Annotated in this window: 27 protein-coding genes; 15 read left to right on the top strand and 12 right to left on the bottom strand. The window is 60.8% G+C overall.

What is annotated here, in order from left to right; genetic code table 11:
* Positions 1–97: 97 nt before the first annotated feature.
* The 5 genes from ACY4LX_RS29440 (at position 98) to ACY4LX_RS29420 (ending at position 5,344) form a co-directional block, all read left to right on the top strand.
* Complete coding sequence (locus ACY4LX_RS29440) at positions 98–577, top strand: LabA-like NYN domain-containing protein (protein ID WP_054616703.1); 480 nt, start codon at positions 98–100, stop codon at positions 575–577.
* Between the two features lie 22 nt (positions 578–599).
* Positions 600–1,211 carry a 3'-5' exonuclease gene (locus ACY4LX_RS29435; RefSeq protein WP_133837620.1) on the top strand — a complete coding sequence of 204 codons (612 nt, stop codon included), beginning with the start codon at positions 600–602 and terminating at the stop codon, positions 1,209–1,211.
* A 1,101-nt stretch (positions 1,212–2,312) separates the two neighbouring features.
* Positions 2,313–2,807 carry a BRO-N domain-containing protein gene (locus ACY4LX_RS29430; protein WP_463258546.1) on the top strand — a complete coding sequence of 165 codons (495 nt, stop codon included), beginning with the start codon at positions 2,313–2,315 and terminating at the stop codon, positions 2,805–2,807.
* A gap of 223 nt (positions 2,808–3,030) precedes the next feature.
* Positions 3,031–3,957: a drug/metabolite exporter YedA gene (yedA, locus tag ACY4LX_RS29425; RefSeq protein ID WP_149662073.1), complete on the top strand. Its 927-nt coding sequence runs from the start codon at positions 3,031–3,033 to the stop codon at positions 3,955–3,957.
* A 52-nt stretch (positions 3,958–4,009) separates the two neighbouring features.
* Positions 4,010–5,344, top strand: a complete 1,335-nt coding sequence (locus ACY4LX_RS29420; RefSeq protein WP_149662072.1) for a DEAD/DEAH box helicase — start codon at positions 4,010–4,012, stop codon at positions 5,342–5,344.
* Positions 5,345–5,416: 72 nt separating this feature from the next.
* On the opposite strand, the gene ACY4LX_RS29415 is transcribed toward ACY4LX_RS29420, so the two are convergent.
* Positions 5,417–6,664 (bottom strand): TIGR03862 family flavoprotein, encoded by a 1,248-nt coding sequence (locus tag ACY4LX_RS29415; RefSeq protein ID WP_463258545.1) that lies wholly within the window; start codon positions 6,662–6,664, stop codon positions 5,417–5,419.
* Between the two features lie 187 nt (positions 6,665–6,851).
* On the bottom strand, positions 6,852–7,772 hold the full coding sequence (locus ACY4LX_RS29410) for a histone deacetylase family protein (RefSeq protein WP_463258544.1): 921 nt from the start codon (positions 7,770–7,772) through the stop codon (positions 6,852–6,854).
* 86 nt (positions 7,773–7,858) lie between these two features.
* On the opposite strand from ACY4LX_RS29410, the gene ACY4LX_RS29405 reads away from it, so the two are divergent.
* The 3 genes from ACY4LX_RS29405 to ACY4LX_RS29395 all read left to right on the top strand — a co-directional run bounded on the left by ACY4LX_RS29405 (position 7,859) and on the right by ACY4LX_RS29395 (position 9,994).
* Positions 7,859–8,428, top strand: coding sequence for a GNAT family N-acetyltransferase (locus ACY4LX_RS29405; protein ID WP_123404763.1), 570 nt, complete (start codon positions 7,859–7,861; stop codon positions 8,426–8,428).
* Between the two features lie 106 nt (positions 8,429–8,534).
* Positions 8,535–9,404 carry an acyl-CoA thioesterase II gene (tesB, locus tag ACY4LX_RS29400; RefSeq protein WP_463258543.1) on the top strand — a complete coding sequence of 290 codons (870 nt, stop codon included), beginning with the start codon at positions 8,535–8,537 and terminating at the stop codon, positions 9,402–9,404.
* Positions 9,401–9,994: an HAD family hydrolase gene (locus tag ACY4LX_RS29395; protein WP_463258542.1), complete on the top strand. Its 594-nt coding sequence runs from the start codon at positions 9,401–9,403 to the stop codon at positions 9,992–9,994. Before tesB ends, ACY4LX_RS29395 begins: the two co-directional genes overlap by 4 nt.
* A gap of 118 nt (positions 9,995–10,112) precedes the next feature.
* On the opposite strand, the gene ACY4LX_RS29390 is transcribed toward ACY4LX_RS29395, so the two are convergent.
* The 3 genes from ACY4LX_RS29390 to ypfJ (ACY4LX_RS29380) form a co-directional block, all read right to left on the bottom strand.
* Positions 10,113–11,072, bottom strand: coding sequence for an alpha/beta hydrolase (locus ACY4LX_RS29390; protein ID WP_149662066.1), 960 nt, complete (start codon positions 11,070–11,072; stop codon positions 10,113–10,115).
* Positions 11,073–11,966, bottom strand: a complete 894-nt coding sequence (gene ypfJ, locus ACY4LX_RS29385) for a KPN_02809 family neutral zinc metallopeptidase (protein WP_149662065.1) — start codon at positions 11,964–11,966, stop codon at positions 11,073–11,075.
* 151 nt (positions 11,967–12,117) lie between these two features.
* Complete coding sequence (gene ypfJ / locus ACY4LX_RS29380) at positions 12,118–12,993, bottom strand: KPN_02809 family neutral zinc metallopeptidase (protein ID WP_463258541.1); 876 nt, start codon at positions 12,991–12,993, stop codon at positions 12,118–12,120.
* 235 nt (positions 12,994–13,228) lie between these two features.
* On the opposite strand from ypfJ (ACY4LX_RS29380), the gene ACY4LX_RS29375 reads away from it, so the two are divergent.
* Positions 13,229–14,107, top strand: coding sequence for a DMT family transporter (locus tag ACY4LX_RS29375; protein ID WP_149662063.1), 879 nt, complete (start codon positions 13,229–13,231; stop codon positions 14,105–14,107).
* Positions 14,108–14,145: 38 nt separating this feature from the next.
* On the opposite strand, the gene ACY4LX_RS29370 is transcribed toward ACY4LX_RS29375, so the two are convergent.
* Entirely contained in the window at positions 14,146–15,462 is a 1,317-nt protein-coding gene (locus tag ACY4LX_RS29370; RefSeq protein ID WP_463258540.1) for an MFS transporter, read from the bottom strand.
* Between the two features lie 354 nt (positions 15,463–15,816).
* Between ACY4LX_RS29370 and quiC the strand changes: the two genes are divergently transcribed.
* Both quiC and ACY4LX_RS29360 read left to right on the top strand, forming a co-directional pair.
* A complete protein-coding gene (quiC, locus tag ACY4LX_RS29365) occupies positions 15,817–17,709 on the top strand; it encodes a 3-dehydroshikimate dehydratase QuiC (protein WP_463258539.1) in 1,893 nt (630 codons plus the stop codon).
* Between the two features lie 102 nt (positions 17,710–17,811).
* A complete protein-coding gene (locus tag ACY4LX_RS29360; RefSeq protein ID WP_149660979.1) occupies positions 17,812–18,489 on the top strand; it encodes a TetR/AcrR family transcriptional regulator in 678 nt (225 codons plus the stop codon).
* Between the two features lie 57 nt (positions 18,490–18,546).
* On the opposite strand, the gene ACY4LX_RS29355 is transcribed toward ACY4LX_RS29360, so the two are convergent.
* The 3 genes from ACY4LX_RS29355 to ACY4LX_RS29345 form a co-directional block, all read right to left on the bottom strand.
* Positions 18,547–19,401, bottom strand: coding sequence for a shikimate dehydrogenase (locus tag ACY4LX_RS29355; RefSeq protein ID WP_463258538.1), 855 nt, complete (start codon positions 19,399–19,401; stop codon positions 18,547–18,549).
* 5 nt (positions 19,402–19,406) lie between these two features.
* Complete coding sequence (gene aroQ / locus ACY4LX_RS29350; protein WP_149660981.1) at positions 19,407–19,847, bottom strand: type II 3-dehydroquinate dehydratase; 441 nt, start codon at positions 19,845–19,847, stop codon at positions 19,407–19,409.
* A gap of 138 nt (positions 19,848–19,985) precedes the next feature.
* Complete coding sequence (locus ACY4LX_RS29345) at positions 19,986–20,897, bottom strand: LysR family transcriptional regulator (RefSeq protein ID WP_149660982.1); 912 nt, start codon at positions 20,895–20,897, stop codon at positions 19,986–19,988.
* A 241-nt stretch (positions 20,898–21,138) separates the two neighbouring features.
* On the opposite strand from ACY4LX_RS29345, the gene ACY4LX_RS29340 reads away from it, so the two are divergent.
* Entirely contained in the window at positions 21,139–21,567 is a 429-nt protein-coding gene (locus tag ACY4LX_RS29340) for a DUF4160 domain-containing protein (RefSeq protein WP_149660983.1), read from the top strand.
* Positions 21,564–22,010: a DUF2442 domain-containing protein gene (locus tag ACY4LX_RS29335; protein WP_463258537.1), complete on the top strand. Its 447-nt coding sequence runs from the start codon at positions 21,564–21,566 to the stop codon at positions 22,008–22,010. Before ACY4LX_RS29340 ends, ACY4LX_RS29335 begins: the two co-directional genes overlap by 4 nt.
* A gap of 57 nt (positions 22,011–22,067) precedes the next feature.
* Here ACY4LX_RS29335 and trmA read toward each other — a convergent pair whose 3' ends face one another.
* Both trmA and ACY4LX_RS29325 read right to left on the bottom strand, forming a co-directional pair.
* Positions 22,068–23,147 carry a tRNA (uridine(54)-C5)-methyltransferase TrmA gene (trmA, locus tag ACY4LX_RS29330; protein ID WP_149660985.1) on the bottom strand — a complete coding sequence of 360 codons (1,080 nt, stop codon included), beginning with the start codon at positions 23,145–23,147 and terminating at the stop codon, positions 22,068–22,070.
* Positions 23,144–24,439: an NCS2 family permease gene (locus ACY4LX_RS29325; RefSeq protein WP_463258536.1), complete on the bottom strand. Its 1,296-nt coding sequence runs from the start codon at positions 24,437–24,439 to the stop codon at positions 23,144–23,146. The genes trmA and ACY4LX_RS29325 overlap by 4 nt, the downstream gene beginning before the upstream one ends.
* Positions 24,440–24,699: 260 nt before the next feature.
* Here ACY4LX_RS29325 and ACY4LX_RS29320 point away from each other — a divergent pair, with 260 nt between their 5' ends.
* Positions 24,700–25,104 (top strand): DUF4879 domain-containing protein, encoded by a 405-nt coding sequence (locus ACY4LX_RS29320; RefSeq protein ID WP_463260653.1) that lies wholly within the window; start codon positions 24,700–24,702, stop codon positions 25,102–25,104.
* Positions 25,105–25,170: 66 nt separating this feature from the next.
* A complete protein-coding gene (locus tag ACY4LX_RS29315) occupies positions 25,171–25,722 on the top strand; it encodes a DJ-1 family glyoxalase III (RefSeq protein WP_463258535.1) in 552 nt (183 codons plus the stop codon).
* A gap of 6 nt (positions 25,723–25,728) precedes the next feature.
* Here ACY4LX_RS29315 and ACY4LX_RS29310 read toward each other — a convergent pair whose 3' ends face one another.
* A complete protein-coding gene (locus tag ACY4LX_RS29310) occupies positions 25,729–26,016 on the bottom strand; it encodes a HigA family addiction module antitoxin (protein WP_149660989.1) in 288 nt (95 codons plus the stop codon).
* Between the last annotated feature and the right edge of the window lie 12 nt (positions 26,017–26,028).

Raw genomic sequence — 26,028 nt, 5'->3', positions numbered from 1 at the left:
TTATTCGCGGAACAAACCTCCGGGCTGGCATACTGGGCGACTTTTCGGGCCTAGTGCCGGATTCAAGCCTGCGCCTGTGCGCCAAGAGGGAAATGCGATGAAGAAAATCGCAGTGTTCGCCGACGTTCAAAACCTCTACTACACCGTGCGTCAGGCCTATGGTTGCCACTTCAACTATGCCGCGTTGTGGGCTGACATCAGCAAACAGGGCGAGATCGTCGAGGCGTATGCCTACGCCATCGATCGCGGTGACAGCAAACAGCAGCAGTTCCAGCAGATCCTGCGCAACCTCGGTTTCGTGGTGAAGCTCAAGCCCTACATCCAGCGCAGCGACGGCTCGGCCAAGGGCGACTGGGACGTGGGCATCACCCTCGACATCATGGACGCCGCCGATCACGTCGACGAAGTGGTGCTGGCCTCCGGCGACGGAGATTTCGACATGTTGCTGGAGCGCATCATCAGCAAACACGGCGTGCAAGCCGTGGCTTACGGCGTGCCGGGCCTGACCGCCAACTCGCTGATCCGCGCCGCCAGCCGCTACGTGCCGATCGAAGGCGCGTTGCTGCTCAAGAATTGATTTTTACGGAGTAGAAACAGGTTTGGAACGCATAGCCGTCATCGACTTTGAAACCACCGGGATCTCCCCGAGCAGCAGCTGCCGGGCCACGGAAATTGCCGTGGTGATCCTTGAACAGGGGCGCATCGTCGAGCGTTACCAGAGCCTGATGAACGCTGGCGTGCGCGTGCCGGCCTTCATCGAACAACTCACCGGCATCAGCAACGCCATGCTGCGCACCGCGCCGTCGGCCGAGCAGGTGATGAACGAGGTGAACGAGTTCGTCGGCACCACACCGTTGCTGGCGCACAACGCCGCGTTCGACCAGAAGTTCTGGGATTTTGAGCTTGGGCGGATCAAGCGTACGCGGTTGCAGAACTTTGCCTGTTCGCTATTGCTGGCTCGACGGTTGATGCCGGCGGCGCCGAATCACAAGCTCGGGACCCTCACCACGTTTGCCAGTTTGCCCAACACCGGCAAGGCTCACCGGGCGATGGCGGATGCGGAAATGGCGGCCAACCTGACGACGCATTTGGCTGAGCAACTGCGCCAGCAGCACGGGTTGCGCGAGTTGTCCCATGATCTGCTGGTCAGCTTGCAGAAAGTGCCGGCGGCGAAGATCAACGAACACCTGAAGCGCCATCGCGGGTTCTGACTGAAACCCTGCCTATGATCGTTCCCACGCGACCCGTGGGAATGCCTCACCGGACGCTCTGCGTCCGCTCTTGGGACGCGGAGCGTCCCTGGCTGCATTCCCACGCAGAGCGTGGGAACGATCTAAAACCTCAAGCGCCATCGCGGGTTCTGACTCACACCCTACCTATGATCGTTCCTACGCTCTGCGTGGGAATGCCTCACCGGACGCTCTGCGTCCGCTCTTGGGACGCGGAGCGTCCCTGGCTGCATTCCCACGCAGAGCGTGGGAACGATCTAAAACCTCAAGCGCCATCGCGGGTTCTGACTCACACCCTACCTATGATCGTTCCTACGCTCTGCGTGGGAATGCCTCACCGGACGCTCTGCGTCCGCTCTTGGGACGCGGAGCGTCCCTGGCTGCATTCCCACGCAGAGCGTGGGAACGATCTAAAACCTCAAGCGCCATCGCGGGTTCTGACTGACCCCCTGCCTATGATCGTTCCCACGCTCTGCGTGGGAATGCCTCACCGGACGCTCTTGGGACGCGGAGCGTCCCTGGCTGCATTCCCACGCGGAGCATGGGAACGATCTAAGGCTGCGACCTTTTGCGTTTGGCTGGCGGGCCTCTTCGCGGGCAAGTCGAATCGTCGCACCGCTCGCTCCTACAGATTTATGGTGTGCTCGACATTCGGGATCGCCTCGAACCCGTAGGAGCAAGGCTTGCCCGCGAAGGCGTCATCCGCCGCACTACCTTCCTTCCAGTTGCCCCAACGTGTCCGTTGAGTGGTGTGTTTAACGACGCCTCTGATTCGATGATCGGTCCTACCGAATTTTAGGGAATGTCTGTCTTGCCCATGATCTAGGGCATCGATAACCTTTTGTCCGTCGCTGCCAATTCAGCGATCGGGACTGCAAGCCCGCCGAGAGTTTGTTACGAGACCACATGCGCACCTATAATCGCGCCGCTTTAATGAGCGAACATCGATTTATGGTAGCTGTGTGCGGGAGACCTTCGGGTCTGCCGGGATTGGTCTCTACTCGGTCTTGCAGACCCGCGCACAGCTGCCACCCATCATCTGCAAGTGATGCTGGCAGCTCTAACTTTCTATATGAGACTGCCATGCCTAAAGTTACCCCCAATCCCCCAGTTCCTTTCATCCCCCAAACCTTCATCCGCCATCACATCCAATTGCGAGCACTCTTGCTCCACGCAGAAGCCTGGTTTTGCGCCCGGGATATCGGCCGATTAATGGGCGTGGACATTAACGGCAGACACGCCCTCAAGCTCGACGCCGATCAACGCCGAATGATGTGTTTGTCCGGAAGCGACGCCCCCCTGGAAACGCTGATGCTGAGCGAGTCCGGCGTTTACGCGATGCTGGTCTATCACTACTGCCCGGAGAACCGGCATCTGCGGCGTTGGTTGACCCATCACGTAGTGCCGATGCTGCGCGACGGTGGCGGGGTAGCCTCGAATCAGGCCCCGAGTTTGCGCTTGATGGAATGGGCGGGTGGAACCTTGAGCCTGCTGCATTGGCGGACCGAGCCCTGGGTTCGTCTGAAAGACATGCCGTGTTTATTGGGCGCCGGATATAGCGGCGCACGCGTAATCTGACAACCCCGCAAATCCCCCTGTGGGAGCCGAGCTTGCTCGCGATGGCTGCGTGTCAGTCAGCATTGAAGTCGACTGACAAACCGCTATCGCGAGCAAGCTCGGCTCCTACAGGAATCCGTGCTTTGAAAAGTGTACCGGTGCGATAAACAGGTTTTGTAACTTATTTTTACGCCTTGGCCTTTCTAGAATATCCAGTCTCCTTGTCCTGCCTACGAGCTGCCCAATGCCTGGCTTACGTCGCTTTCCCTTACCGTTGATCGCCGCTTTTTTCGCGTTGTATGTGATTTGGGGCTCGACCTATCTGGTGATTCGCATCGGCGTGCAGTACTGGCCTCCTTTGATGCTCGGCGGGATTCGTTTTGTGATTGCCGGCACGCTGATGTACGCCTTCTTGCGCTGGCGCGGGGCGCCGGCGCCGACCTGGGCGCAGTGGAAAGCGGCGGGGATCATCGGGATTTTGCTGCTCAGTTTCGGTAACGGCGCGGTGAGCGTGGCCGAGCACACGGGCGTGGCGTCGGGTGTGGCGGCGTTGGCGGTGGCGACGGTGCCGTTGTTTACCTTGCTCTTCGGCTATTTTTGGGGTGCGCGTAATACCCGTCTCGAATGGGCCGGGATTGTGCTCGGGCTGATCGGCATCGCCATGCTCAACCTCGGTTCCAACCTGCAATCGAGCCCGCTCGGCGCGGCGTTGCTGGTGTTCGCCGCCGCGACCTGGGCCTTCGGCTCGGTGTGGAGCAAACACTTACCTTTGCCTCAAGGCGCTATGGCCAGTGCCGTGGAAATGCTGGTGGGTGGCGTGGTGTTGCTGATCGGCAGCACGGTCAGCGGCGAACACCTGGACAGCCTGCCGCCGATGGAAGGCTGGGCCGCGTTGGCTTACCTGATCGGCTTCGGCTCGATCATCGCCTTCAACGCCTACATGTACCTGTTGAAAAACGTGCGTCCGGCGGCGGCCACCAGTTATGCCTACGTCAACCCGGCGGTGGCGGTATTGCTGGGGATCGTGTTTGTCGGCGAGACCATCGGGATCGAGGAAGCGATAGCGATGGCGGTGATCATCAGCGCCGTGGTGTTGATCGGCTTGCCGCAGTGGCGTCGCGGTCCGGTGCGACCTGTGGCGGTTGCACCAACAGAATCCCGTGTGAATTAGGGTAAACTGCGCGCCATCGCACACCCGCTCCGCTTTTTCCTACGGTAATCCCATGACTTTCGCCTCCCTTGGCCTGATCGAACCCTTGCTGCGCTCTCTTGAGACGCTCGGCTACCAGACGCCTACGCCGGTCCAGGCGCAAGCCATTCCGGCGGTGCTGGCCGGTCGCGACCTGATGGCTGCGGCCCAGACCGGCACCGGCAAAACCGCCGGTTTCGCGCTGCCGCTGCTGCAGTTGCTGGCCATGGAAGGGCCGAAAGTGGCGTCCAACTCGGTACGCGCCCTGATCCTGGTGCCGACCCGCGAACTGGCCGAACAGGTTCATGAAGCCGTGCGCCAGTACGCCGAGAACCTGCCGTTGAGCACTTATGCGGTGTACGGCGGCGTCAGCATCAACCCGCAGATGATGAAGCTGCGCAAAGGCGTCGATGTGCTGGTGGCGACGCCGGGTCGCTTGCTTGACCTGTATCGCCAGAAGGCGCTCAAGTTCAATCAGCTGCAAACCCTGATCCTCGACGAAGCTGATCGCATGCTCGATCTGGGCTTCTCCGAGGAACTGGGAAACATCTACCGCGTGCTGCCGAAGCAGCGCCAGACGCTGTTGTTCTCCGCCACGTTCTCCGACGCCATCCGCTTGCTCGCCGGGCAAATGCTCAACGACCCGCTGAGCATTGAAGTCAGCCCGCGCAACGTGGCGGCCAACACCGTCAAGCAATGGGTTGTGGTGGTGGACAAGAAGCGCAAGCCTGAGCTGTTCATTCATTTGCTGCGCAAAGGCAAGTGGAAGCAGGTGCTGGTGTTCGCCAAGACCCGCAACGGCGTGGACGCGCTGGTGGAAAAACTCCAGGGCCTGGGCGTTAACGCCGACGGTATCCATGGCGACAAACCTCAGGCGACGCGTCAGCGGGCGCTGGATCGGTTCAAGGCCAGTGAGATTCAGATTCTGGTGGCCACCGACGTCGCGGCCCGTGGTCTGGATATTGAAGACCTGCCGCTGGTGGTCAACTTCGACCTGCCAATCGTGGCTGAGGATTACATCCACCGCATCGGTCGTACCGGGCGTGCGGGTGCCACTGGCGAGGCGATTTCGTTGGTGTGTGCCGATGAGGTGAATCAGCTGTCGGCCATCGAGATGTTGACCCGTCAGACCTTGACCCGCCAGACCGAGCAGGATTTCGAGCCTGAGCATCGGGTGCCGGATACCGATTCCACTGGTCAGGTCGTCAAGAAGCCGAAAAAACCGAAGAAGCCAAAGACCTCCGGTGGCGGTAAGCGCAACTTGGGCAAGTGGGTTGAGAGTGGGGATGCTTCGGCGGTGGAGCCTTCGCTCAAGCCTGTGCGCAAAGTACCGGTGTTTAACACTGGGCCGCGTAAGAAGAAGCCATAAGAGCAGCTATAAGTTGCAAGCTACAAGCGGCAAGCTGAAAAGCCACGCCGCTTTTAACTTGCAGCTTGCCGCTTAAAACTTGCCGCAGCTTTTAAGGCAGTCTGCTATCCCGAATCCCGCCGCCCGGCCACTGGCGAAACACCCGGTCAGCAGATAGCCCCCCGTCGGTGCTTCCCAGTCGAGCATTTCCCCCGCGCAGAACACGCCAGGCAGTTGCTTGAGCATCAGGCGTTCGTCCATCGCTTCGAACGTCACACCGCCCGCACTGCTGATGGCTTCGTCCAGTGGCCGGGTTTTCATCAGTGTCAGTGGCAATGCCTTGATCACTTTGGCCAACAATGCCGGATCGGCAAAACACTCGGCGCCTGTCAGTTCGCGTAGCAACGCCGCTTTAACGCCGTCGATTCCGAGTTGGCTGTGTAAGTGTTTGGACACGGAGCGTGAGCCACGGGGTTTGCGCAACGCAATCTCAACTTTATCCACAGGCCGACCCGGCAACAGGTCGATATGAATAGTCGCCGAGCCGTGCAGGTTGATGGCTTCGCGGATCGGCGCCGACAACGCGTAGATCAAGCTGCCCTCAATCCCGGTGGCGGTGATCACACATTCGCCCAGACGCGGAACGTCGTCATTCAAACCGATGGCGATATTTTTCAGCGGTGCACCAGCGAATTTGCTGACCATCAATTCGCTCCAGGCCTGCACCTCGAAGCCGCAATTACTTGGCTGCAACGGCGCGAGTCCTACGCCGCGCTGCTCCAGCGGCAGCATCCAGGCGCCGTCCGAACCCAGGCGCGACCAACTGCCGCCACCGAGGGCGAGCAGGGTGGCGTCGGGTTTGACGGTGATTTCGCCGTCGGGGCTGGCGATCCGTAAATCGCCGTGTTCATTCCAGCCGAGCCAGCGATGGCGGGTGTGGATAACTACGCCACTGTCGCGCAGGCGTTTGAGCCAGGCGCGCAGCAGGGGAGCGGCTTTCATGTCTGTAGGAAAAACCCGGCCGGAGCTACCGACAAAGGTTTCGATACCCAGCTCATGAATCCACTGGCACAGGGCATCGGCACCGAAGGATCGCAGCAGCGGGGCAATCTGCGGCGCTCGTTCGGCGTAGCGCGAGAGGAAGGCCGGGTAGGCTTCGGAATGGGTGATGTTCATGCCGCCGACGCCGGCCAGGAGGAATTTTCGCCCCACCGAAGGCATGCCGTCGTACAGGTCGACCTTGATTCCGCGCTGGCTCAGCACCTCGGCGGCCATCAGGCCGGCGGGGCCACCGCCGATGATGGCGACGTGAGGGGGGAGGGCTGGGGCGGATGGGGTCATGGCGAGAGCTGCGGCGTGGCGGAATAAGCCGCGCATTCTATCAGCACCCATCGACGTGGGCGTGCTGGTAAAGGCTGGTCAAAAAACAATCAGTCCTTTGTAAGCTATAGGGGGTGGGGCCTGTAGGCGCTTTCACTCAGGTTATCCACAGGCAGTTCCACAGGCATTGTGGGTAAAGATTCACAGCTCAATGACAACCTGATGACTGCCAGACCCGTTGCGCGCTGTGATGCAGGATGCCATGACGCCGGGCGAGGGCCTGGCGGTCCTTGCTGTAGCTGCCACCGATCACCCCGACCACCGGAATGTCCCGGCCCAGGCAGTGGCGCATTACGCTTTCATCCCGGGCGGCGACGCCTTCGTCAGTCAGCTTCAGGTAACCCAGCGCGTCATCCTTGTGCACATCAACGCCGGCGTCATACAGCACCAGGTCCGGCTGGTAGAGCGGCAGCAGGTAGTTGAGCGCGTCGTCCACCACCTGCAAATAATCGGCATCGCCCATGCCCTTGGGCAGCGGGATGTCCCAGTCGCTTTCGGCTTTGCGTGCAGGAAAATTCTTCTCGCAGTGCAGGGAAACGGTGATTGCGTCCGGGGTGTTGTGCAGGATTCGTGCAGTCCCGTCGCCCTGGTGCACGTCGCAATCGAAGATCAACACCCGATTTACCCGACCGCTTTCCAGCAGGTAATGGCTGATCACCGCCAGGTCATTGAAGATGCAGAACCCCGCCGGGTAATCGTAGTGGGCATGATGAGTGCCGCCGGCCAGGTGACAGGCCAGCCCATGTTCCAGCGCTTGCTCGGCGGCCAACAACGAACCGCCGACCGCCCGCACCGTTCTGCGGGCCAGCGCTTCGTTCCACGGCAGGCCGAGGCGCCGCTGGTCTTCGCGGGACAACTCGCCGCTCATGTAGCGTTCGATATACGCAGGGTCATGTGCGAGGGCGAGAATCTCGGCAGGGCAGAGTTCCGGACGCAGCAAATCGGCGTCCCGGACCAGGCCGCTGTCCACCAGGTGATCGCGCAGCAGGCGAAACTTGTCCATCGGGAAGCGGTGCTCCGCCGGGAACTCGGGGCTGTAGTCTTCGTGGTAGATCAGCGGCAGGGGCATTGTCAGAATTTCAACGGCGGCGTGTAGGAATAAGTGAACGATCCTACCAGCGATGTAGACTCAAAGGATGGAAACGGAGGGGCACGATGGAGCCGATACTGGAACTCGAAAGCGCGCGACTGCTCTTGCGGCAGTGGAGCGATGAGGATTTGCCGGAATTTGCGGCGATGTGTGCCGATCCACAAGTGATGCGTTATTTCCCGGCCGCGCTGAGCCGCCTGGAATGCGCTTCGTTGATCGGGCGGATTCGTGGGCATTTTGCCGAGCACGGTTTCGGCTTCTGGGCGCTGGAGCGCAAGGACACCGGCCAGTTCATCGGGTTTACCGGGTTGGCGGTGGTCAACTTCGACGCGCCGTTCGTCCCGGCCACCGAAATCGGCTGGCGCCTGGCCCGCGAACACTGGGGCCTGGGTTATGCCAGTGAAGCGGCGTGGACCGCTCTGCGCTGCGGCTTCGACCGGTTGGCCTTGAAAGAGGTCGTGGCCTTCACCACGCAAACCAATCTGCCGTCGGAGAAAGTCATGCAGGCGATTGGCATGCACCATGATTCAGCCGATGACTTCGACCACCCGAAGCTCGCGGCCGATCATCCGCTGCGTCACCATGTGCTATATCGCATCACCCGTGAGCAATGGCTACAAACCCTGCATGGATAAGCAGACACAGATGTTTACAATGGCCCCCATGTTGGCCTGGGCCATTAACTGAATCGACCGCCGCAGCTATGACTGCGCGGCATTGCTTTGTGTGAGGAGAGCCTGAATGAGCCAAGTGTTGGAAGATCTGGTTGACCTGCTGACCCTGGAACCGATTGAAGAAAACCTGTTCCGCGGCCGCAGCCAGGACCTGGGTTTCCGTCAGTTGTTCGGCGGCCAGGTGCTCGGCCAGTCCCTGTCGGCGGCCAGTCAGACCGTTGAAGAAACGCGGCATGTGCACTCGATGCACGGTTATTTCCTGCGTCCGGGCGATGCGAAGTTGCCGGTGGTGTATCAAGTGGATCGGGTGCGCGATGGCGGCAGTTTCAGTACTCGTCGAGTGACGGCGATCCAGAAGGGCCATCCGATCTTCACGTGCAGCGCGTCCTTCCAGTACGACGAAGAAGGCTTCCAGCACCAGACCGAAATGCCGCAAGTGGTCGGCCCGGAAAACCTCCCTTCGGAACTGGAACTGGCCCAGCAACGCGCGCATTTGATTCCGGAACACATGCGCGAGAAATTGCTCTGCCCGAAGCCGATCGAATTCCGCCCGGTGACCGAGACAGATCCCTACAACCCGCAAGCTTCCGACCCGATCAAGTACGTGTGGTTTCGCGCCGACGGTGCCTTGGCCGATTCGCCGGCGCTGCACAAATACCTGCTGGCCTACGCCTCGGACTTCGGGCTGCTGACCACTTCGCTGCTGCCCCACGGTAAATCGGTGTGGCAGAAAGACATGCAGGTCGCCAGCCTCGACCACTCGCTGTGGTTCCACTCTGACCTGCGCGCCGATGACTGGTTGCTCTACGCCATGGACAGTCCGTGGGCCGGCAATTCCCGTGGTTTCTCTCGCGGCAGTGTGTTCAACCGCGCCGGTCAACTGGTGGCGTCCGTCACTCAGGAAGGCCTGATTCGTCATCGCAAGGATTGGGCATGAGCCTGGCCGAGGTGCGGCACTGGGTGTTCGACATGGACGGCACCCTGACGGTGGCGGTGCATGATTTCGCGGCGATCCGCGTGGCGCTGGGGATCCCGGTCGAAGACGACATCCTGACCCACCTCGCCGCATTGCCACCCGAAGAAGGCGCGGCTAAACACGCGTGGTTGCTGGAACATGAACGGGATTTGGCATTGGGTTCAAAACCAGCGCCGGGCGCAGTGGAGCTGGTGCGTGAACTGGCCGGGCGCGGTTATCGCCTCGGCATCCTCACCCGCAATGCGCGGGAGCTGGCGCATGTGACGCTGCAAGCGATTGGCCTGGCTGACTGCTTCGCGGTCGAGGATGTGCTGGGCCGTGACGAAGCGCCGCCCAAGCCTCATCCCGGTGGTTTGCTGAAACTGGCCGAAGCCTGGAACGTGCCCGCGAGCGAGATGGTGATGGTCGGTGATTACCGCTTCGATCTGGATTGCGGCCGAGCGGCGGGGGCGCGGACGGTGCTGGTGAATCTGCCGGAAAATCCGTGGCCGGAATTGGCGGATTGGCATGCGGCGGATTGTGTTGAGTTGCGGCGGATGCTTTCGGCTTAAGAGATTTGTTGTTTGATTAATCGCTTTCGCGGGCAAGCCTCGCTCCTACAGGGGAATGCATTTCCAACTGTAGGAGCGAGGCTTGCCCGCGAAGAGGCCCGATCAGACAACACAAATCTCACTGACTGAACAACACCTTCTGCCCCTCAGGCGACGTGAACATCCCATCCCCGTTATGCCCGACCCCGGGCACTTCGACCAGGCGCTGATTCACGCCCTGTGGATTCCGCCGCAGCAAATAATCAAAAAAGTTATGCCCGCGCACCAGCCGATAAGCCCCTTGGGCCTCGGCTTCGCAGCCTTTGTCGAGCGCCGGGTGTTGCGGGTCGGTGTCTTGCTGGCCGAGCAGATAAATCACATCACGCTTGATGTAACTGCCTTCAATCTGCGAGGCCGTTTGCCCACCGGCATAGATCGGCATGTCGGTCAGACCATACTTCCAGCGATTGAAACCGGTGCACCGCGCATGGTCGAACGCCACGGGCCGCTGCTCATTGAAGTAGGCGTAGGACGACGGGTTGGCCACCACATAACGGATTTTCACCCCGGCTGCCGTGAGCGCCGGTTGGTCGTGGGCCAGCAGGGCGTAGCGCTGCACCACCTGGCCGCCACCGGAATGACCGGCGATGACGATTTGCTTCACGTCCGGAAACTGGCGGCGGTCGGCGATGCGCTCGATGATCTGGTCGAGGGCTGCGAAGGAACTCACCGCAAACGGCGCGGTGGATAAACCGCCGGCCATCCAGTCATTGCCCTTCCAGCGCAACACCGTGTCAGCCAGGGGATGGCGCACGGCGTCTGTCTCATTGAGGAACTGCGGGGCGATTACCAAGGTGTTCGCACTCTGCCCAGCCTGTTCGGCGGCTTGCTCGGCGCTGCGCCGGTAGGTTTCGGCGTTGCGCAATCGACCGTGGATGACGATCAGCACCCGTTCGATCTTGCTCGGTGCCGGCCCCATCCCCACCGCCATCTCGCCTTCTTTCAACAGCAGGCGTCCGGGGCTGATCTCTTTGACCCCGTGCTCGTCAGCCTGGGCGCTGCCCCAGGCGATCAACAAAACCAGCAGCCATCTATGCATTTACAAGTTTTTCGCCGCGAAGGTATCGCACTGGCCGACCTGGCCCTGGGCAAAACCGGTTTTAAACCAGCGCACCCTTTGCGCTGACGTGCCGTGGGTGAAGGAGTCCGGTACGACCCGGCCCTGACCTTGTTGCTGCAAGCGATCGTCGCCAATGGCGTTGGCGGCGTTCAAGGCTTCCTCGATGTCGCCGGGCTCCAGCCAGTTCAAGCGCTTTTGCGCGTTGTTGGCCCAGACTCCGGCAAGGCAATCGGCCTGAAGTTCCTGGCGCACCAGTAAACCACCATCGCCTTCCATCTGCCGGCCTTGCTGGCGAGCGGTCTGAATTTTCGCGGAAACGCCGAGTAACGTCTGCACATGGTGTCCCACTTCGTGGGCGATCACGTAGGCCTGGGCGAAGTCGCCGGCGGCGGAAAAGCGTTGCGACATCTCCTGGAAGAACGCCATGTCCAGGTACACCTTCTGGTCCGCCGGGCAATAAAACGGTCCGGTCGCAGAAGTGGCCAGGCCACACGCCGAGTTCACCCGGTTGCTGAACAGCACCAGGGTCGGGTTCTTATATTGCTTGCCGGCCTGCTGGAAAATCTGGCCCCAGGTGTCTTCGGTATCGCCGAGGATCGAGCGCACGAATTCGGCGCCTTCATCATTGGCCGGTGGCGCCTTGCGGGTCTGGCTGGTGGTCGGTGCCGACTGCTCGCTCATCTGCCCGGTCAATTGCCCGAGGATCTGCATCGGGTCCTGGCCGGTGATCCAGCCGATCCCGACGATCAGCAGGATCGCCGTCAGGCTCAGGCCCTTGCCGCCACCAAAGCGCATTCCGCCGCCCCCACCGCCGACATCATCACCTCGGGCGTCGACCACGTTGTCGCTGCGTCGGCCTTTTTTCCATAGCATGGGGAATTCCTCTTTCTTGTCCGGGTGAAGAAGCGTGCTGATGAGTGTTGCTGGTGGGTCGGCGTGGCGCCAGTCCGGTCGTCAGACAGCCTTTCGCGCCGGCGGTTCTGTGCTGTGCACTGACATTAGCGGTTTCATCGGCGGGAAGGTCTTAGAGGTTTGCGCGGTTGAAGGTATCGCAGGTGTCGATCCGGCCCGTGGCGAACCCGGTTTTGAACCAGTTCGCCCGCTGCTCTGACGTGCCATGACTGAACGTCTGCGGTCGTATCGTGGCGTGTTGGGCGTGTTGGGCGTGTTGGGCGCGTTGCAGCGCATCGTCGCCGAACACGGCGGCGGCATGCAGGGCCGCGTCGATGTCCCCGGGCTCCAGCCACTCCAGGCGTTTTTGCGCATGGTGCGCCCAGACACCGGCGAGGCAATCGGCCTGCAACTCTGCCCGGACTTCCAGGCCACCGTCGCCAGCCACTGGTTGCCGCGTAGCCAATGCTTTCTCGAAAGGCTCGGAGATCCCCAGTTCAAGCTGCACGTGGTGGCCGATTTCGTGAGCGAGAACATATGCCTGGGCGAACTCGCCGAACACCGAAAACCGTTGCGCCATCTGTGAAAAGAACGCCAGATCAAGATAGACCTGCTGATCGTCCGGGCAATAAAACGGGCCGCTACCGGCGTTGGCAATGCCGCATCGGGAGTTGATGTCATTGCTCAACAGCGTCAGCCTGGGAGGCGGGTAGTGGCGACCCGTCTGCGCAAAAAGTTGTGTCCAGGTGTCTTCGGTATCGCCCAGTACGGATTGAACGAACAACAGGTCCCGATCTGCGGCGGGGTGGGGGGCAGTGTAGTAAGCGGGTGTGTCCGAACCGACAGGCACTACGCCCGGTGTCGTACTCAATGCCGAGTACATTCCTGCACTGGCCAATGCGGTGACAGCCAGTCCGGCACCGAAGGCTTTCCCTGTGAGTTGGCGGGCATCCTTGCCCTGACGGGTGTCGTTGACGTTGTCGCTGGGTCTAGCCTTGTTCCATAACATGTGTGCGGTTCCTCCATGGATTGATTGGCGTGTATCGCCGTCGCCATGAATAACCGCAACGGCGAAAACGGTGTGGGCCAAATGTGTAAGGGTTGGTAAACCGCGTGTGATCTTTCGCGGGCAAGCCTCGCTCCTACAAAGAGCAGGGCGTTGTTCGCACACTTTTTTCGTTACCCTGTGTAAGAATCTGGAACCAGGTTCTAAATTGTTGGAATTAAAATTCCAAAGGATTGCCATGACGCTCAGCACCCCCCTCTCCGGTGTAAACAAACCCTTCAAAGGGATCTTGCTGATCGTCGCGGCGACCTTCCTCTTCTCCAGCCATGACGCGATATCGAAGTACCTCTCCGGTTTTTACCCGATTGTCATGGTGGTCTGGGCCCGATACCTAGTGCACACCTTGTTGATGGCCGGGATTTTTCTGCCGCAGTCCGGGCTGCGTGTCCTGCGCACCAAACGCCCTTTGCTGCAGTTGGCGCGAGCGTTGTGCCTGCTGGGCACCAGCCTGTTTTTCACCACCGGTCTTTTGTACATTCCCTTGGCCGAAGCCACGGCGGTCAACTTTCTTGCGCCGGTGCTGGTCACCGCATTGTCGGTGCCGCTGCTCAAGGAACACGTCACGCGCGGGCAATGGATCGCGGTGATTTGCGGCTTTGTCGGCGTGCTGATCATCGTCCACCCCGGCGGTGAACTGTTCACCCCGGCGGTGTTGCTGCCGTTCTGCTCGGCGATGTTTTTCTGCTTCTATCAATTGCTGACCCGCAAGCTCAGCCAGATCGACAGCCCGACCACCAGCAACTTCTTCGCCGGGTTGTGCAACACGTTGGTGATGAGTGCGCTGGTGCCGTTCTTCTGGCAAGTACCGACGCTGGGGCATGGGTTGTTGATGCTGGCGCTGGGGAGTTGCGGGATGACCGCGCACTTGTTTCTGACCCAGGCCTTCCGCCACGCCGCCCCGGCATTGCTGGCGCCGTTTGGTTATTGCCAGATTGTGTTTGCCGGACTGCTCGGTTGGCTGCTGTTCTCCCACACGCCGACCCTGACCACGGTGGTCGGGATCGCGGTGATTTGTTGCAGCGGGTTGGCGGCGGCGTGGCAGCAGAGTCGTCGATAGCGGCAGGCCTGGAATCAGGCCTGCCGGGGTAGGGCGTTTCAGTCGGTGACGGTAGGAAGCTTGCGCGGTGCCATGAAGTACATCCAGATCAGTGCGATGAAGTACATCGCCGGAATCAGAGTGAACAGCACGGTGTAGTTGTTGTTGGTGACGGTGAGGATGTGGCCGACCAACTGCGTCATGAACATCCCGCCAATCGCCGCGCACATCCCGCCGAAGCCAAACACCGTGCTCATCATGTGCTTGGGCGTGTAGTCCATCACCAGGCTCCAGATGTTCGCGGTCCAGGCCTGGTGCGCGCCGATGGCCAGGGAAATCGCCGCCACCGCGACCCACAGGTTGCTGGAGCCGGCGGCCATGATCACGCCGATGATGCAGCAGGCGAACAGCAGCATGGACATCAGCCGCGCCTTGATCGGGTTGATCCCGCGACCGATCAGGAACGAGGACAGGATGCCGCCGCCGACACTGCCGAAGTCCGCCGTCAGGTAAATGATGATCAGCGGGATGCCCATCTGAGTCACGTTGATGCCCAGGTTGTATTGCTGATTCAAAAACGGAGGCAGCCAGTACAGGTAAAACCAGAACACCGGCGCGGTCATCGAGTAGGCGAGGGCGAAGGCCCAGGTGCCGCGCATGCGCAGGATTTTCGAGAACGGTACGCGGGTTTGTTCCGGTTCGACTTCTTGCTGGATGTAGTCCAGTTCCGATTGTTTGACGCTCGGATGCTCTTCCGGGTTGAAGTACTTCAAGCCCCAGCACACCAGCCAGATCCCGCCCAGTGCCGACATGCACAGGAACGCGGCCTGCCAACCCCATGCATGCAGGATCAGCGGCAACAGCATCGGGGTGAACATCGCGCCGACGTTGGTCCCGGCGTTGAAGATGCCGGTGGCCACCGCGCGTTCGCCGGCCGGGAACCACAACCGGGTGGTTTTCACACAGGCCGGGTAGTTCGCCGCCTCGGTCAAACCGAGAATAAACCGACAGACCATGAAGCCCGCAGCGGACGTCGCCAGGCCATGGGCGCCGGTGGCCAGGCTCCAGAGCAGCACCGCGCAGAAGAACACGCGCTTGACCCCGACCCGGTCGATCAACCGGCCTTGCAACACAAAGCCGATGGCGTAGCCGACCTGGAACCAGAAGTTGATGTTGGCGTAGTCCATCGCCGTCCAGCTCATTTCCTTGGCCAGGATCGGCTGCATGACGCCGAGGGCGGCGCGGTCGATGTAGTTCAGGGTGGTGGCGAAAAACACCAGCGCCAACATGCCCCAACGGGTTTTGCCGACCGCCATGGCGCCGCGGATCTTGGCGCCGATGCCAGCGCTGGCAGGAGTCATGGAGGAACGCTCCATGGGAGAGCTTTGTGAAGGAGTCATGTAGGCCACCGATTATTTTTATGTGGTGTTCTGGGTCTTGGGTAACCGAGCCGAGGGGATGGATGTCCGGGCTCAATGTGCAGTGGATGTTGGGCAGTGGACAAAAAATCGTCAATTCGCCAAGGGCCATTGTGTTCGATAATCGCACATAAAACTAACTGGCTAGTACACTTTGAATTGCTGTACGGGAGCTTGCGGCCAATAATTTATTCCAAGAAAAATGCCGCTTCCGTAGGAGCAAGGCTTGCCCGCGATGGCGTCCCCAAGATCGCCATCGCGGGCAAGCCTTGCTCCTACAGGGATCGCGTGCAAACCACCGGGAGTCGAAATATGCAGCGTTCCATTGCCACCGTTTCCTTGAGCGGCACCCTGCCGGAAAAACTCGAAGCCATCGCCGCCGCCGGGTTTGACGGGGTGGAGATTTTCGAAAATGACCTGCTTTATTACGACGGCAGTCCCCGTGAAATCAGACAGATGTGCGCCGATCTCGGCATCGCTATCACCCTGTTTCAACCCTTCCGTGATTTCGAAGGTTGCCGTCGCGATCGCCTGCCGCGCAATCTGGAGCGGGCTGAGCGCAAGTTCGACCTGATGCAGGAACTCGGCACCGACTTGGTGCTGGTGTGCAGCAACGCGGCGGCTGACTCGATCGGTGATGAACAGATCCTGATCGATGATTTGCGCCTGCTCGCCGAACGGGCCGGTGCCCGTGGCTTGCGCATCGGCTATGAAGCACTGGCCTGGGGCCGGCATGTGAACACTTATCAACAGGTGTGGAACATCGTGCGCCAGGCCGATCATCCGAGTCTTGGCGTCTTGCTCGACAGCTTCCACACGCTGTCGCTCAAAGGCGATCCAAGCGCCATCGCCGAGATTCCCGGCGACAAGATCTTCTTCGTGCAAATGGCCGACGCGCCGATCCTGGCCATGGATGTGCTGGAGTGGAGCCGGCATTTCCGCTGTTTTCCGGGCCAGGGCGAATTCGACCTGGCGGGGTTCCTCGCGCCGATCATCCAGAGTGGCTACACCGGACCGCTGTCGCTGGAGATTTTCAACGACGGCTTCCGCGCCGCGCCACCCCGGGCCAACGCCGCCGACGGTTTGCGCTCGTTGCTGTACCTGGAAGAGAAGACCCGCCAGCGTCTGGAGCCGCAAAACCAACCTGTCGATATCCTGTTCGAAACCCCGAAGGCCAGCGAATACAACGGCATCGAGTTTCTCGAATTCGCCGTGGATGAAAGCCTCGGCGCCAAGCTCTCGCACTGGCTGGAACGCCTGGGTTTCGTCAAGGCCGGGCAGCATCGTTCCAAGAGCGTCAGCCTGCTGCGTCAGGGCGATATCAATTTGATCCTCAACTCCGAACCGTACTCGTTCGCCCACAGCTTTTTCGAGGCCCACGGCCCATCGTTGTGCGCCACGGCGGTGCGGGTCAACGATAGCGCCAGTGCCCTGGCCCGCGCCGTCGCCTACAAGGGCCAGCCCTATCGCGGACTGGTCGGCCCCAATGAACTGGAACTCGCCGCCGTGCGCGCACCGGACGGCAGCCTGATTTACCTGGTGGATCAGGACGCCGATGTCTACGGCACCGACTTCAATCTGCAACCGACCGCTACGGCCAGCGGCGGCCTCAAACGCATCGACCACATGGCCATGGCGCTGCCGGCGGACAGCCTCGACAGTTGGGTGCTGTTCTATAAAAGCCTGCTGGATTTCGAGGCCGACGACGAAGTGGTGCTGCCCGATCCCTACGGTCTGGTGAAGAGCCGGGCGCTGCGCAGCCGTGACAGTTCGATCCGCTTGCCGCTGAACATTTCCGAGAATCGCAACACCGCGATCTCACACGCGCTGTCGAGTTATCGCGGCTCCGGGGTGCATCACATCGCCTTCGACTGCGACGACATCTTCGCCGAAGTCAGCCGGGCGAAAGAGGCGGGCGTGCCGCTGCTGGATATCCCGCTCAACTACTACGACGACCTCGCCGCGCGTTTCGATTTCGATGACGAATTCCTCAGCGAACTGGCCTACTTCAACGTGCTGTACGACCGCGATGCCCAGGGCGGCGAGCTGTTTCATGTGTACACCGAGCCGTTCGAAGGGCGGTTCTTCTTCGAGATCATCCAGCGCAAGAACGGCTACGCCGGTTATGGCGCGGCCAACGTGGCGGTGCGGCTGGCGGCCATGGCCAAATCCCGAAGTGGTGCCGTACGTCAGGCAAAGTTGTAGGAAAATCGTAAACACGGGGTTAAACGGCGGCCGCGCAGCTTCCTTCACTGTGCGGCGCGGCCCATAATCGCCAGCCTGTGCAGTGATGGCCGTGAGCCCGCAATGACAATAACTTCAGAACGCTCCATCGCCCCCGGCGAACCGCTTGTCGAGCCTCGCAAGAGTCGCAAGAACAACCCGGAAAAGACCCGCGAGAACATCCTGCAAGAGGCGATCGTCGAGTTCGTCCAGCAAGGGCTTTCCGGTGCGCGCGTCGATGCGATCGCCGAGCGCATCCACACCTCCAAACGCATGATCTATTACTACTTCGGCAGTAAGGAGCAGCTGTATGTCGAGGTGCTGGAGAAACTCTACGGCGATATCCGCAGCACCGAAAACCGTCTGCACCTGGCCGAGCTGGCGCCAGTGGAAGCGATTCGGCGCCTGGTGGAATTCACCTTCGATCACCACGACCGCAACGTCGATTTCGTGCGCATCGTCAGCATCGAGAACATTCACAACGCCGAGTACGTGAAGCGCTCCGATGCGATCAAGGCGATGAACAACACCATCCTCGATTCACTGAACGAGATCCTGCGTCGCGGGGCTGAAGAGGGTGTGTTCCGGTCGGGCCTGGAGCCGCTGGATGTGCATTTGCTGATCAGCTCGTTCTGCTTCTATCGCGTGTCGAACCGCCATACGCTGGGTGAGATTTTTCAGGTCGACCTGCCGGATGAAGGCATCAAGCAGCGTCATCGGGCGATGATCTGCGAGTCGGTTTTGCGCTATCTGCAGGCCTGACCTGTGGCGAGGGGGCTTGCCCCCGTTGGGCTGCGAAGCAGCCCCCCCCCCGGTCTATCACCCATTCAAACTCTTAAAATGCGCCAACATCCGCTGCGCATCCGGCACCACCCCACTAAACAATTCAAACGCCTTCACCGCCTGAAACACCGCCATGGTCCCACCATCCAGCGTCCGGCAACCCAGCGCGCGAGCGTTGCGCAGCAGTTCGGTTTCCAGCGGGAAGTACACAATCTCCGCCACCCACAAATCAGCCCTCAATAACGCCACCGGCACCGGCGTGCCCGGCAGTTTCTGCATGCCCATCGGCGTGGTGTTCACCAGACCATCGGCCACCGCCAGCGTGCTCGCCAGATCATGCCCAGCCACCGCCCGACCCGCACCAAAATGCTGATTGAGATTGTTCGCCAGCGCCTGCGCCCGACTGTCATCCACATCGAAAATGCTCAGCTGCTGCACGCCCTCACTCAACAACGCATGGGCCACTGCCGCACCCGCGCCCCCGGCGCCCATTTGCACCACGCGCTCACGGGCAACGTCCCGCAGGCCCCGGCGAAACCCTTCGGCAAACCCCAGGCAGTCGGTGTTGTGGCCGACGCGTTTGCCATCCTTGAGCACCACCGTGTTGACCGCACCAATCCCCCGGGCTTCTGGGGACAGTTCGTCGAGTAGCGGGATGATCGCCTGCTTGCACGGAAAGGTGATGTTCAGCCCGGTGAAGTTCAAGCGTTCGGCGGCCATCAGCAGATCGGGCAGGGCATTGAGGTCGAGTTTCAACTGATCAAGGTCGATCAGGCGATACAGATAACGCAGGCCCTGGGCATCGCCTTCATGCTCGTGCAGCGTCGGCGTGCGCGAGGCCTGGATGCCAGCGCCGATCAGTCCGGCCAGTACAACGTCGTTCTGAGACATGGCGTTCACCCCTGCAAACGATGGCTGAAATGCTCCAGCGCCAAACGATAGCCGTGGCTGCCGAAACCGGCCATTACCGCCGTGGCGATGGCCGAGACAAAGGAGTGGTGACGGAACGGTTCGCGGGCATGGACGTTGGACAGGTGAACTTCGATCACCGGCAGTTCACTGGCCACCAAGGCGTCGCGAATCGCCACCGACGTGTGGGTCCAGGCCGCCGGGTTGATGACGATCCCGGCGCAACGTCCGCGAGCGGCGTGAATCCAGTCGAGCAATTCGCCCTCGTGGTTGGTCTGGCGAAACTCCACGGCCAGGCCGAACTCTTCGCCAGAGCGCCCGCACAAGGCGGAAATGTCGGCCAGGGTTTCGTGGCCGTAGGTCGCCGGCTCACGGGTGCCGAGCAGGTTCAGGTTCGGGCCGTTGAGCACCAGAACGATAGGGGGCATCGGGGTCTCTCCACTTATTATTGTTGGCGTTGGCTGTAGGGTTCAGCCTGTGGAGATAAATTGTACTAGACGGTTACTTTGGTCAATTGAAGAGGTGGAGGGGCGGGTTTTTGTGTTCGGTGATCGGACGGTTGTTGCTTAGCGAGGCAAACGCTCAACCAGAAAATCGATAAACGCCCGTAACCGTAATGGCATATGCCGACTCTGCGGATAGAGCAGGGTGAACGGCCGCGAGCGCCCGCCATACGGCTTGAGCACCTCCACCAGCGAGCCATCGGCCAATTCGTTTTCGACGATGAAGCGATAGGTCTGAAACAACCCGGCACCGTGTTTCGCCAGGGTCACGCCCCCCAGCACATCGTCGGAACAACTGAGATTTCCGTCGGCGAGAATCTCCAGCGGCACGCCACTGTCATTGAACAACCAGGCAATCCGCCGCCCGCTGCTGGGCAGTTCGTACTGGATGCATTCGTGCTGCTGCAGATCATCCAGGGATTGCGGCACCCCGGCGCGTTTCAGGTAATCGGGGCTGGCGATCATCACCAGCGCCGCGTCTTCCAGAGGCCGCGCAATCAAACCGGAATCGGGGATGGCCCGCACACGAATCGCCATGTCATAGCCTTCGCCGACAAAATCGATGTTGCGATTGCTGATGTGGGTTTCAACCTTCACCGCTGGAAACCGCGCCCGAAACTCCGGCAACAACGGCAGGATTCGATGGTGGGCGTAGGTCGTAGGAATACTGATGCGCAGGGTGCCGGACGGTTCCTGCTGCTGGCCCATGACCTCCCGCTGAGCTTCAACCAGCTGCGCCAGCGCCTGACGGCATTCCTCGTAATAACGTCGACCACTGTCAGTCAACTTGACGCTGCGCGTGGTGCGGGCAAACAACCGCACCCCCAGGCGTTCCTCCATGCGCGACACCGAACGGCTCACGGCGGCGGGCGTCACCCCGGCCACCAGCGCCGCGGCGGTAAAACTGCCGGCTTCGGCGGCGAGGCAAAACAGTTCGATGCTGCCGAGCTGAAGATCGTCGAAGTGTCGTTGCATGATTGGTTACGCCGGGGATCAGATGAAGGCTGGAGCTCTGTATTTATCAAATGCCTGCGCATTAATACAGCGTGTTACTGCGAAAGGTTTGTTAACTATTTTTTGGCGTCGTGGGCAGGGCACGCGTGGTCTCGAAAGCTAGGCTCAATTCAGGTGGCTGACTCGGAGAGTCAGTGCCAGTTATCGGAATTTCAAGGAATGTTGAGCCTTACGGCTTATTAAACCTAACGGATGGGTTAGCATGAGATTGTTCAGTTACAAAGGGTTTTCGATGTTGATCAACTTGCGTGACGAACACTGCCCGCCGCACACCCATGTGGACGGCGGGACATGGAGCGCGCGTTTCAAGTTCAGCTTTTGGCACAACGGTGTCGAGCTTTGGGATGTTGTTCCGCATTCACGCCGGCCACCTGGCGCCGTGCTTGAGGGCTTGCGTTACGGACTCAGGCAACCTGTACACCTGCGCCGTGCGCGCAGTATTTGGTGGGACAAGTTGCAAACGGCATGCCTCGACAATCAGCTTTGGGATTCGCAGGACAACGAAGTCGTGGTGATGAAAAGGATCACAAGCACAACCTACGTGATTGGCTCAGCGTGTTACGAGCCCGATAAGAACAAGACCCTACTGGCCCTGATCGGCGCGCCGGAGGGTGTGGAGATCGAACTTTGAAAACGATTAAAGCGAAAATGCAGGTAGACCGGCCAGTCACTGAAGCAGTACTGGATGAGGCAATTGAGCGGGGGAAAATTCGCCATAAAAGCGCCTTGCAGGCGACAGCGGTGACGTTTCAGGAGGAGTGCCTTACGGTCCGCTTCGAAGATGGCTCTGGCGTTTTACTGCCCGTGAAGCACTACCTGGAATTCGATGGTTTTGAAGCCGAGGATTATGCCGATCTGAAAGTAGGCCTCTGCGGCACTGCACTTTTTCATGAGGAAAAGGACCTGCACGTCTCCATCGCCGGGATGATTTCCGCCAGCAAGCCCCTGATGAATATGGCCGCTTCGGTTGTTTCCTCGCGCAATGGCCGGCAAAGCAGCGCCGCGAAGGCTGAAGCGGCCCGGGCTAATGGCAAAAAGGGCGGTCGCCCGCGCAAGGTCGAAGTCATCCCGTAAACACCACCCACAAAAAAGCCGTCATCAAGACGGCTGATTTGTATCGGGCACCTGCGATCACCGCCGAGTCAACAACACCCCGGATTCCATGTGATGGGTCCACGGGAACTGGTCGAACATCGCGCATTGGGTAATGCGGTGAGTGTCGTGCAGTTGGGCGATGTTGGCCGCCAGGGTTTCCGGGTTGCAGGAGATGTACAGGATGTTGTCGAAGCGGCGGGTCAGTTCGCAGGTGTCCGGGTCCATGCCGGCACGGGGCGGGTCGACGAAGACGCTGCCGAATTCGTAGCTCTTGAGGTCGATGCCGTGCAGGCGTCGGAACGGCCGCACTTCGTTCAAGGCTTCGGTCAGTTCTTCGGCGGACAAACGCACCAGGGTGACGTTATCCACCGCGTTTTCGCTGAGGTTGCTCAACGCCGCGTTGACCGAGCTCTTGCTGATTTCAGTGGCGAGGGCTTTGCGCGCGCGGGTAGCGAGCGGCAGGGTGAAGTTGCCGTTGCCGCAATACAGCTCCAGCAAATCGTCAGTGCGATCGCCCATGGCGTCGTAGGCCCAGTTGAGCATCTTCTGGTTCACGGTGCCGTTGGGCTGGGTGAACGCGCCTTCCGGCTGGCGATAGCTGAAGGTGCGGCCGCCGACTTCGAATTGCTCGACCACGTAATCGTGGCCAATGACTTCGCGTTTGCCCTTGGAGCGACCGATGATGCTGACGTTGAGGTCCGCCGCCAGTTTCGACGCGGCAGTGTGCCAATGCTCGTCCAGCGGGCGGTGGTAGCACAGGGTGATCATCGCGTCGCCGGCCAGGGTGGTCAGGAACTCCACCTGGAACAATTTGTGGCTCAGGGCCGCGCTCGCTTGCCATGCGGCCTTGAGCTTGGGCATCAGCTCATTGATGCGCAGGCTGGCGATCGGGAATTCTTCGATCAGGATCGGCGTGCGTTTGTCATCTTGGGCAAACATCGCGTAGTGACGGTCGCCGCCTTCGCGCCACAGGCGAAACTCGGCGCGCAGGCGGAAGTTTTGCAGCGGCGAGTCGAACACTTCAGGTTCTGGCGCACCGAACGGGGCCAGCAGGTCACGCAGGCGCGTGACCTTTTCTTCGAGCTGTACGGCGTAGGCCTGGGAATCAAAAGTCATGCGCTGAACCAACCCAACTTGATCACAAACAGAATCGACAGAATCACCAGCGCCGGGTTCAGCTCACGGGCACGCCCGGACAGCAACTTGATCGCGGTCCAGGAAATGAAACCGAAGGCGATGCCGTTGGCGATGGAATAGGTGAACGGCATGGCCAGGGCAGTGACCACGACCGGTGCGGCCACGGTGATGTCGTCCCAGTCTATTTCGGCCAGGCCGGAAGTCATTAGCACGGCGACGAACAGCAGTGCCGGTGCGGTAGCAAAGGCTGGAACACTGGCGGCCAATGGCGAGAAGAACAGCGCCAGCAGGAACAGGATCGCCACCACGACAGCCGTCAAACCGGTACGACCACCGGCACTCACGCCAGCGGCGGATTCGATGTAGCTGGTGGTGGTCGAGGTGCCCAGCAGCGAACCGGCCATGGCCGCGGTGCTGTCGGCGATCAGCGCACGACCCATTTTCGGCATGTGGCCGTCCTTGCCCATCAGGCCGGCGCGCTTGGCGACGCCGATCAGGGTGCCGGAGTTGTCGAACAGGTCGACGAACAGGAAGGCGAAAATCACGCTGACCAGACCGATGTCCAATGCGCCTTTGATGTCCAGTTGCAGGAAGGTCGGGGCCAGCGACGGTGGCATCGACATCACGCCGCCGAACGGGGTGACATTCATCGCGATGGAGACGACCGTCACCGCCAGAATGCCGATCAGTACCGCGCCGCGAACCTTCAGGGCTTCGAGGGCGACGATCAGGGCAAAACCCAGGGTCGCGAGGATCGGAGCCGGTTTTTTCAAGTCACCGAGGCCGAGCATGGTCGCCTCATTGCTGACCACGATGCCGGCGTTGTGCAGGGCGATCAAGGCCAGGAACAGACCGATACCGGCGGCAATCGCCGACCGCAGGGGCAGCGGGATGCTGTTGATGATCCATTCGCGGATGCGGAAGATCGACAGCAGGAAGAAGCACACGGCCGAAATGAACACCGCACCCAGCGCCACTTGCCAGGTATGGCCCATGTGCAGGACCACGGTATACGTGAAGAACGCGTTCAGGCCCATGCCCGGCGCGAGCGCGATCGGGTAGTTGGCGATCAGGCCCATCACCGTCGAGCCGAAGGCCGCGGCCAGGCAGGTCGCGACAAACACCGCGCCCTTGTCCATGCCGGTCTCGCCGAGAATGCTCGGGTTGACGAACAGAATGTAGGCCATGGCCAGGAAGGTCGTGACGCCCGCCAGAATCTCGGTGCGCACGTTGGTGTTATGTGCCTTGAGTTGAAACAGCCTTTCCAGCATGTCTGCTCCCCGTGGCGCGCAGGGCGCCGTGAATGTATCGACCTCAACAGCAAAGCACAGACCGCCCAAGGCGCCCGGGAATTTTCTGTGGGTCGGAAAAAGCCGCGCATCATACCAGCCGCGTGGGGTAATGGCTGCGATCGTCGGCGATGTTTTGCGGTTGGCTGAACTGCGCCATACTGCGCGCCTGTTTTGGGGGAGTGTTCATGGTGGGTGACAAGCGCAACATCGTTCGGTCGTTGGGGCTGTTTTTCGCGTGTATGGCGGGTGCGCCTGCCGTGATGGCAGCGTCGGCACCGCCGTTGACCAACGTTCAGGTGCTCAAGGTGCAGTCGGCGGCGTGCGGGATTGAAAACATTTCCGCCGGACAAGAGCGCACGACATGCGACCACGGCGGCGCAGACATCAAGGTGTATGTGCTGGAGATGGGGTATGGCCGCAAGCCGACCGTCCAGCTCGACGGCTTCAACCTCGCCGGGGCGCAGCAAAAAGTCTGTGCCTATGGCAATGGCAACCCGACCGAATGCACCGCCACCGAGACAAGGGTCGTCGGCACGCTGTACGTCTTTGACTTGGGGGGCAGGCAGGAAGGGACGTTCAGCTTCAGTAACCGCTCGATCAACGCGCCGGGCAACGTCGTTTCGACGCAGCTTTACATCAAGTAACGGCAGACACGAACAAGGGACACTAAAGCTGACTACGCTTTAAGAATCATCCCGTGGACCGTGCCCATGACCTTTAGAGCCCTGATTACCCTCGCCGAGGGCATCGATGACCTGCAATGCGTGACCCTGATTGATGTGCTGCGCCGCGCTCAGATTGAAGTGGTGGTGGCCAGCATCGAGGGCCGGCGCATGCTCACATGCGCTCGCGGCACTCGCCTGACCGCCGACGCCATGCTGGTAGACCTGCTGGCCCAACCGTTCGACCTGATTGCCCTGCCCGGCGGCGCCGTTGGCGCGCAACACCTGGCGGCGCACCAACCCCTGGAACAACTGATCAAGGACCAGGCCGCCGCCGGGCGCCTGTTCGCCGGCATCGCCGAAGCCCCGGCGCTGGCGCTGCAAGCCTTCGGGGTTCTGCGTCAACGCCGCATGACCTGCCTGCCCTCCGCCAGCCATCAATTGTCAGGCTGCACCTTCGTCGATCAACCGGTGGTGGTCGACGGCAACTGCATCACCGCCCAAGGCTCGGGCGCCGCGTTGCCGTTTGCGCTGGCGCTGGTGGAACAACTCTGTGGTAAAGCCATTCGAGCGGCAGTGGCGGGGGAGTTGCTGGTTTAGAAACGATCAGACGTGGGCGGCAATGGGCTCGATAGCCGGCTGCTCACGATGTTCCGCCTGCCAGAGGTCGTAGTCGGTTTGAACCCCGAGCCACATTCTGGCTTTACCGATGCCTGCCCGTTCCAGACGTACCGCCAGGTCCGGGCTGATCGGCGCGTGGCCGTGCAACACCCTGGAAAGGTGTGGCCGGGCAAAACCGAGATGGCGGGCCAATTCAGTGACGCTGATGCCAAGCTCGGGTAAGACGTCCTGCAACAATGTTTCGCCAGGGTGCGGCGGGTTGTGCATGGGCATGGTCCTGCCTCC

It is taken from the genome of Pseudomonas sp. Emmai, from assembly GCF_055179735.1.
This window is presented reverse-complemented; position numbering and strand designations above follow the sequence as displayed.

Excerpts from the sequence above, each read along its gene's own strand:
- ACY4LX_RS29440 (WP_054616703.1), top strand. The coding sequence starts at position 98 with ATGAAGAAAATCGCAGTGTTCGCCGACGTTCAAAACCTCTACTACACC.
- ACY4LX_RS29430 (WP_463258546.1), top strand. The coding sequence starts at position 2,313 with ATGCCTAAAGTTACCCCCAATCCCCCAGTTCCTTTCATCCCCCAAACC.
- yedA (WP_149662073.1), top strand. The coding sequence starts at position 3,031 with ATGCCTGGCTTACGTCGCTTTCCCTTACCGTTGATCGCCGCTTTTTTC.
- ACY4LX_RS29420 (WP_149662072.1), top strand. The coding sequence starts at position 4,010 with ATGACTTTCGCCTCCCTTGGCCTGATCGAACCCTTGCTGCGCTCTCTT.
- ACY4LX_RS29415 (WP_463258545.1), bottom strand. The coding sequence starts at position 6,664 with ATGACCCCATCCGCCCCAGCCCTCCCCCCTCACGTCGCCATCATCGGC.
- ACY4LX_RS29410 (WP_463258544.1), bottom strand. The coding sequence starts at position 7,772 with ATGCCCCTGCCGCTGATCTACCACGAAGACTACAGCCCCGAGTTCCCG.
- ACY4LX_RS29405 (WP_123404763.1), top strand. The coding sequence starts at position 7,859 with ATGGAGCCGATACTGGAACTCGAAAGCGCGCGACTGCTCTTGCGGCAG.
- tesB (WP_463258543.1), top strand. The coding sequence starts at position 8,535 with ATGAGCCAAGTGTTGGAAGATCTGGTTGACCTGCTGACCCTGGAACCG.
- ACY4LX_RS29395 (WP_463258542.1), top strand. The coding sequence starts at position 9,401 with ATGAGCCTGGCCGAGGTGCGGCACTGGGTGTTCGACATGGACGGCACC.
- ACY4LX_RS29390 (WP_149662066.1), bottom strand. The coding sequence starts at position 11,072 with ATGCATAGATGGCTGCTGGTTTTGTTGATCGCCTGGGGCAGCGCCCAG.
- ypfJ (WP_149662065.1), bottom strand. The coding sequence starts at position 11,966 with ATGCTATGGAAAAAAGGCCGACGCAGCGACAACGTGGTCGACGCCCGA.
- ypfJ (WP_463258541.1), bottom strand. The coding sequence starts at position 12,993 with ATGTTATGGAACAAGGCTAGACCCAGCGACAACGTCAACGACACCCGT.
- ACY4LX_RS29375 (WP_149662063.1), top strand. The coding sequence starts at position 13,229 with ATGACGCTCAGCACCCCCCTCTCCGGTGTAAACAAACCCTTCAAAGGG.
- ACY4LX_RS29370 (WP_463258540.1), bottom strand. The coding sequence starts at position 15,462 with ATGGAGCGTTCCTCCATGACTCCTGCCAGCGCTGGCATCGGCGCCAAG.
- quiC (WP_463258539.1), top strand. The coding sequence starts at position 15,817 with ATGCAGCGTTCCATTGCCACCGTTTCCTTGAGCGGCACCCTGCCGGAA.
- ACY4LX_RS29360 (WP_149660979.1), top strand. The coding sequence starts at position 17,812 with ATGACAATAACTTCAGAACGCTCCATCGCCCCCGGCGAACCGCTTGTC.
- ACY4LX_RS29355 (WP_463258538.1), bottom strand. The coding sequence starts at position 19,401 with ATGTCTCAGAACGACGTTGTACTGGCCGGACTGATCGGCGCTGGCATC.
- aroQ (WP_149660981.1), bottom strand. The coding sequence starts at position 19,847 with ATGCCCCCTATCGTTCTGGTGCTCAACGGCCCGAACCTGAACCTGCTC.
- ACY4LX_RS29345 (WP_149660982.1), bottom strand. The coding sequence starts at position 20,897 with ATGCAACGACACTTCGACGATCTTCAGCTCGGCAGCATCGAACTGTTT.
- ACY4LX_RS29340 (WP_149660983.1), top strand. The coding sequence starts at position 21,139 with ATGAGATTGTTCAGTTACAAAGGGTTTTCGATGTTGATCAACTTGCGT.
- trmA (WP_149660985.1), bottom strand. The coding sequence starts at position 23,147 with ATGACTTTTGATTCCCAGGCCTACGCCGTACAGCTCGAAGAAAAGGTC.
- ACY4LX_RS29325 (WP_463258536.1), bottom strand. The coding sequence starts at position 24,439 with ATGCTGGAAAGGCTGTTTCAACTCAAGGCACATAACACCAACGTGCGC.
- ACY4LX_RS29320 (WP_463260653.1), top strand. The coding sequence starts at position 24,700 with ATGGCGGGTGCGCCTGCCGTGATGGCAGCGTCGGCACCGCCGTTGACC.
- ACY4LX_RS29315 (WP_463258535.1), top strand. The coding sequence starts at position 25,171 with ATGACCTTTAGAGCCCTGATTACCCTCGCCGAGGGCATCGATGACCTG.
- ACY4LX_RS29310 (WP_149660989.1), bottom strand. The coding sequence starts at position 26,016 with ATGCCCATGCACAACCCGCCGCACCCTGGCGAAACATTGTTGCAGGAC.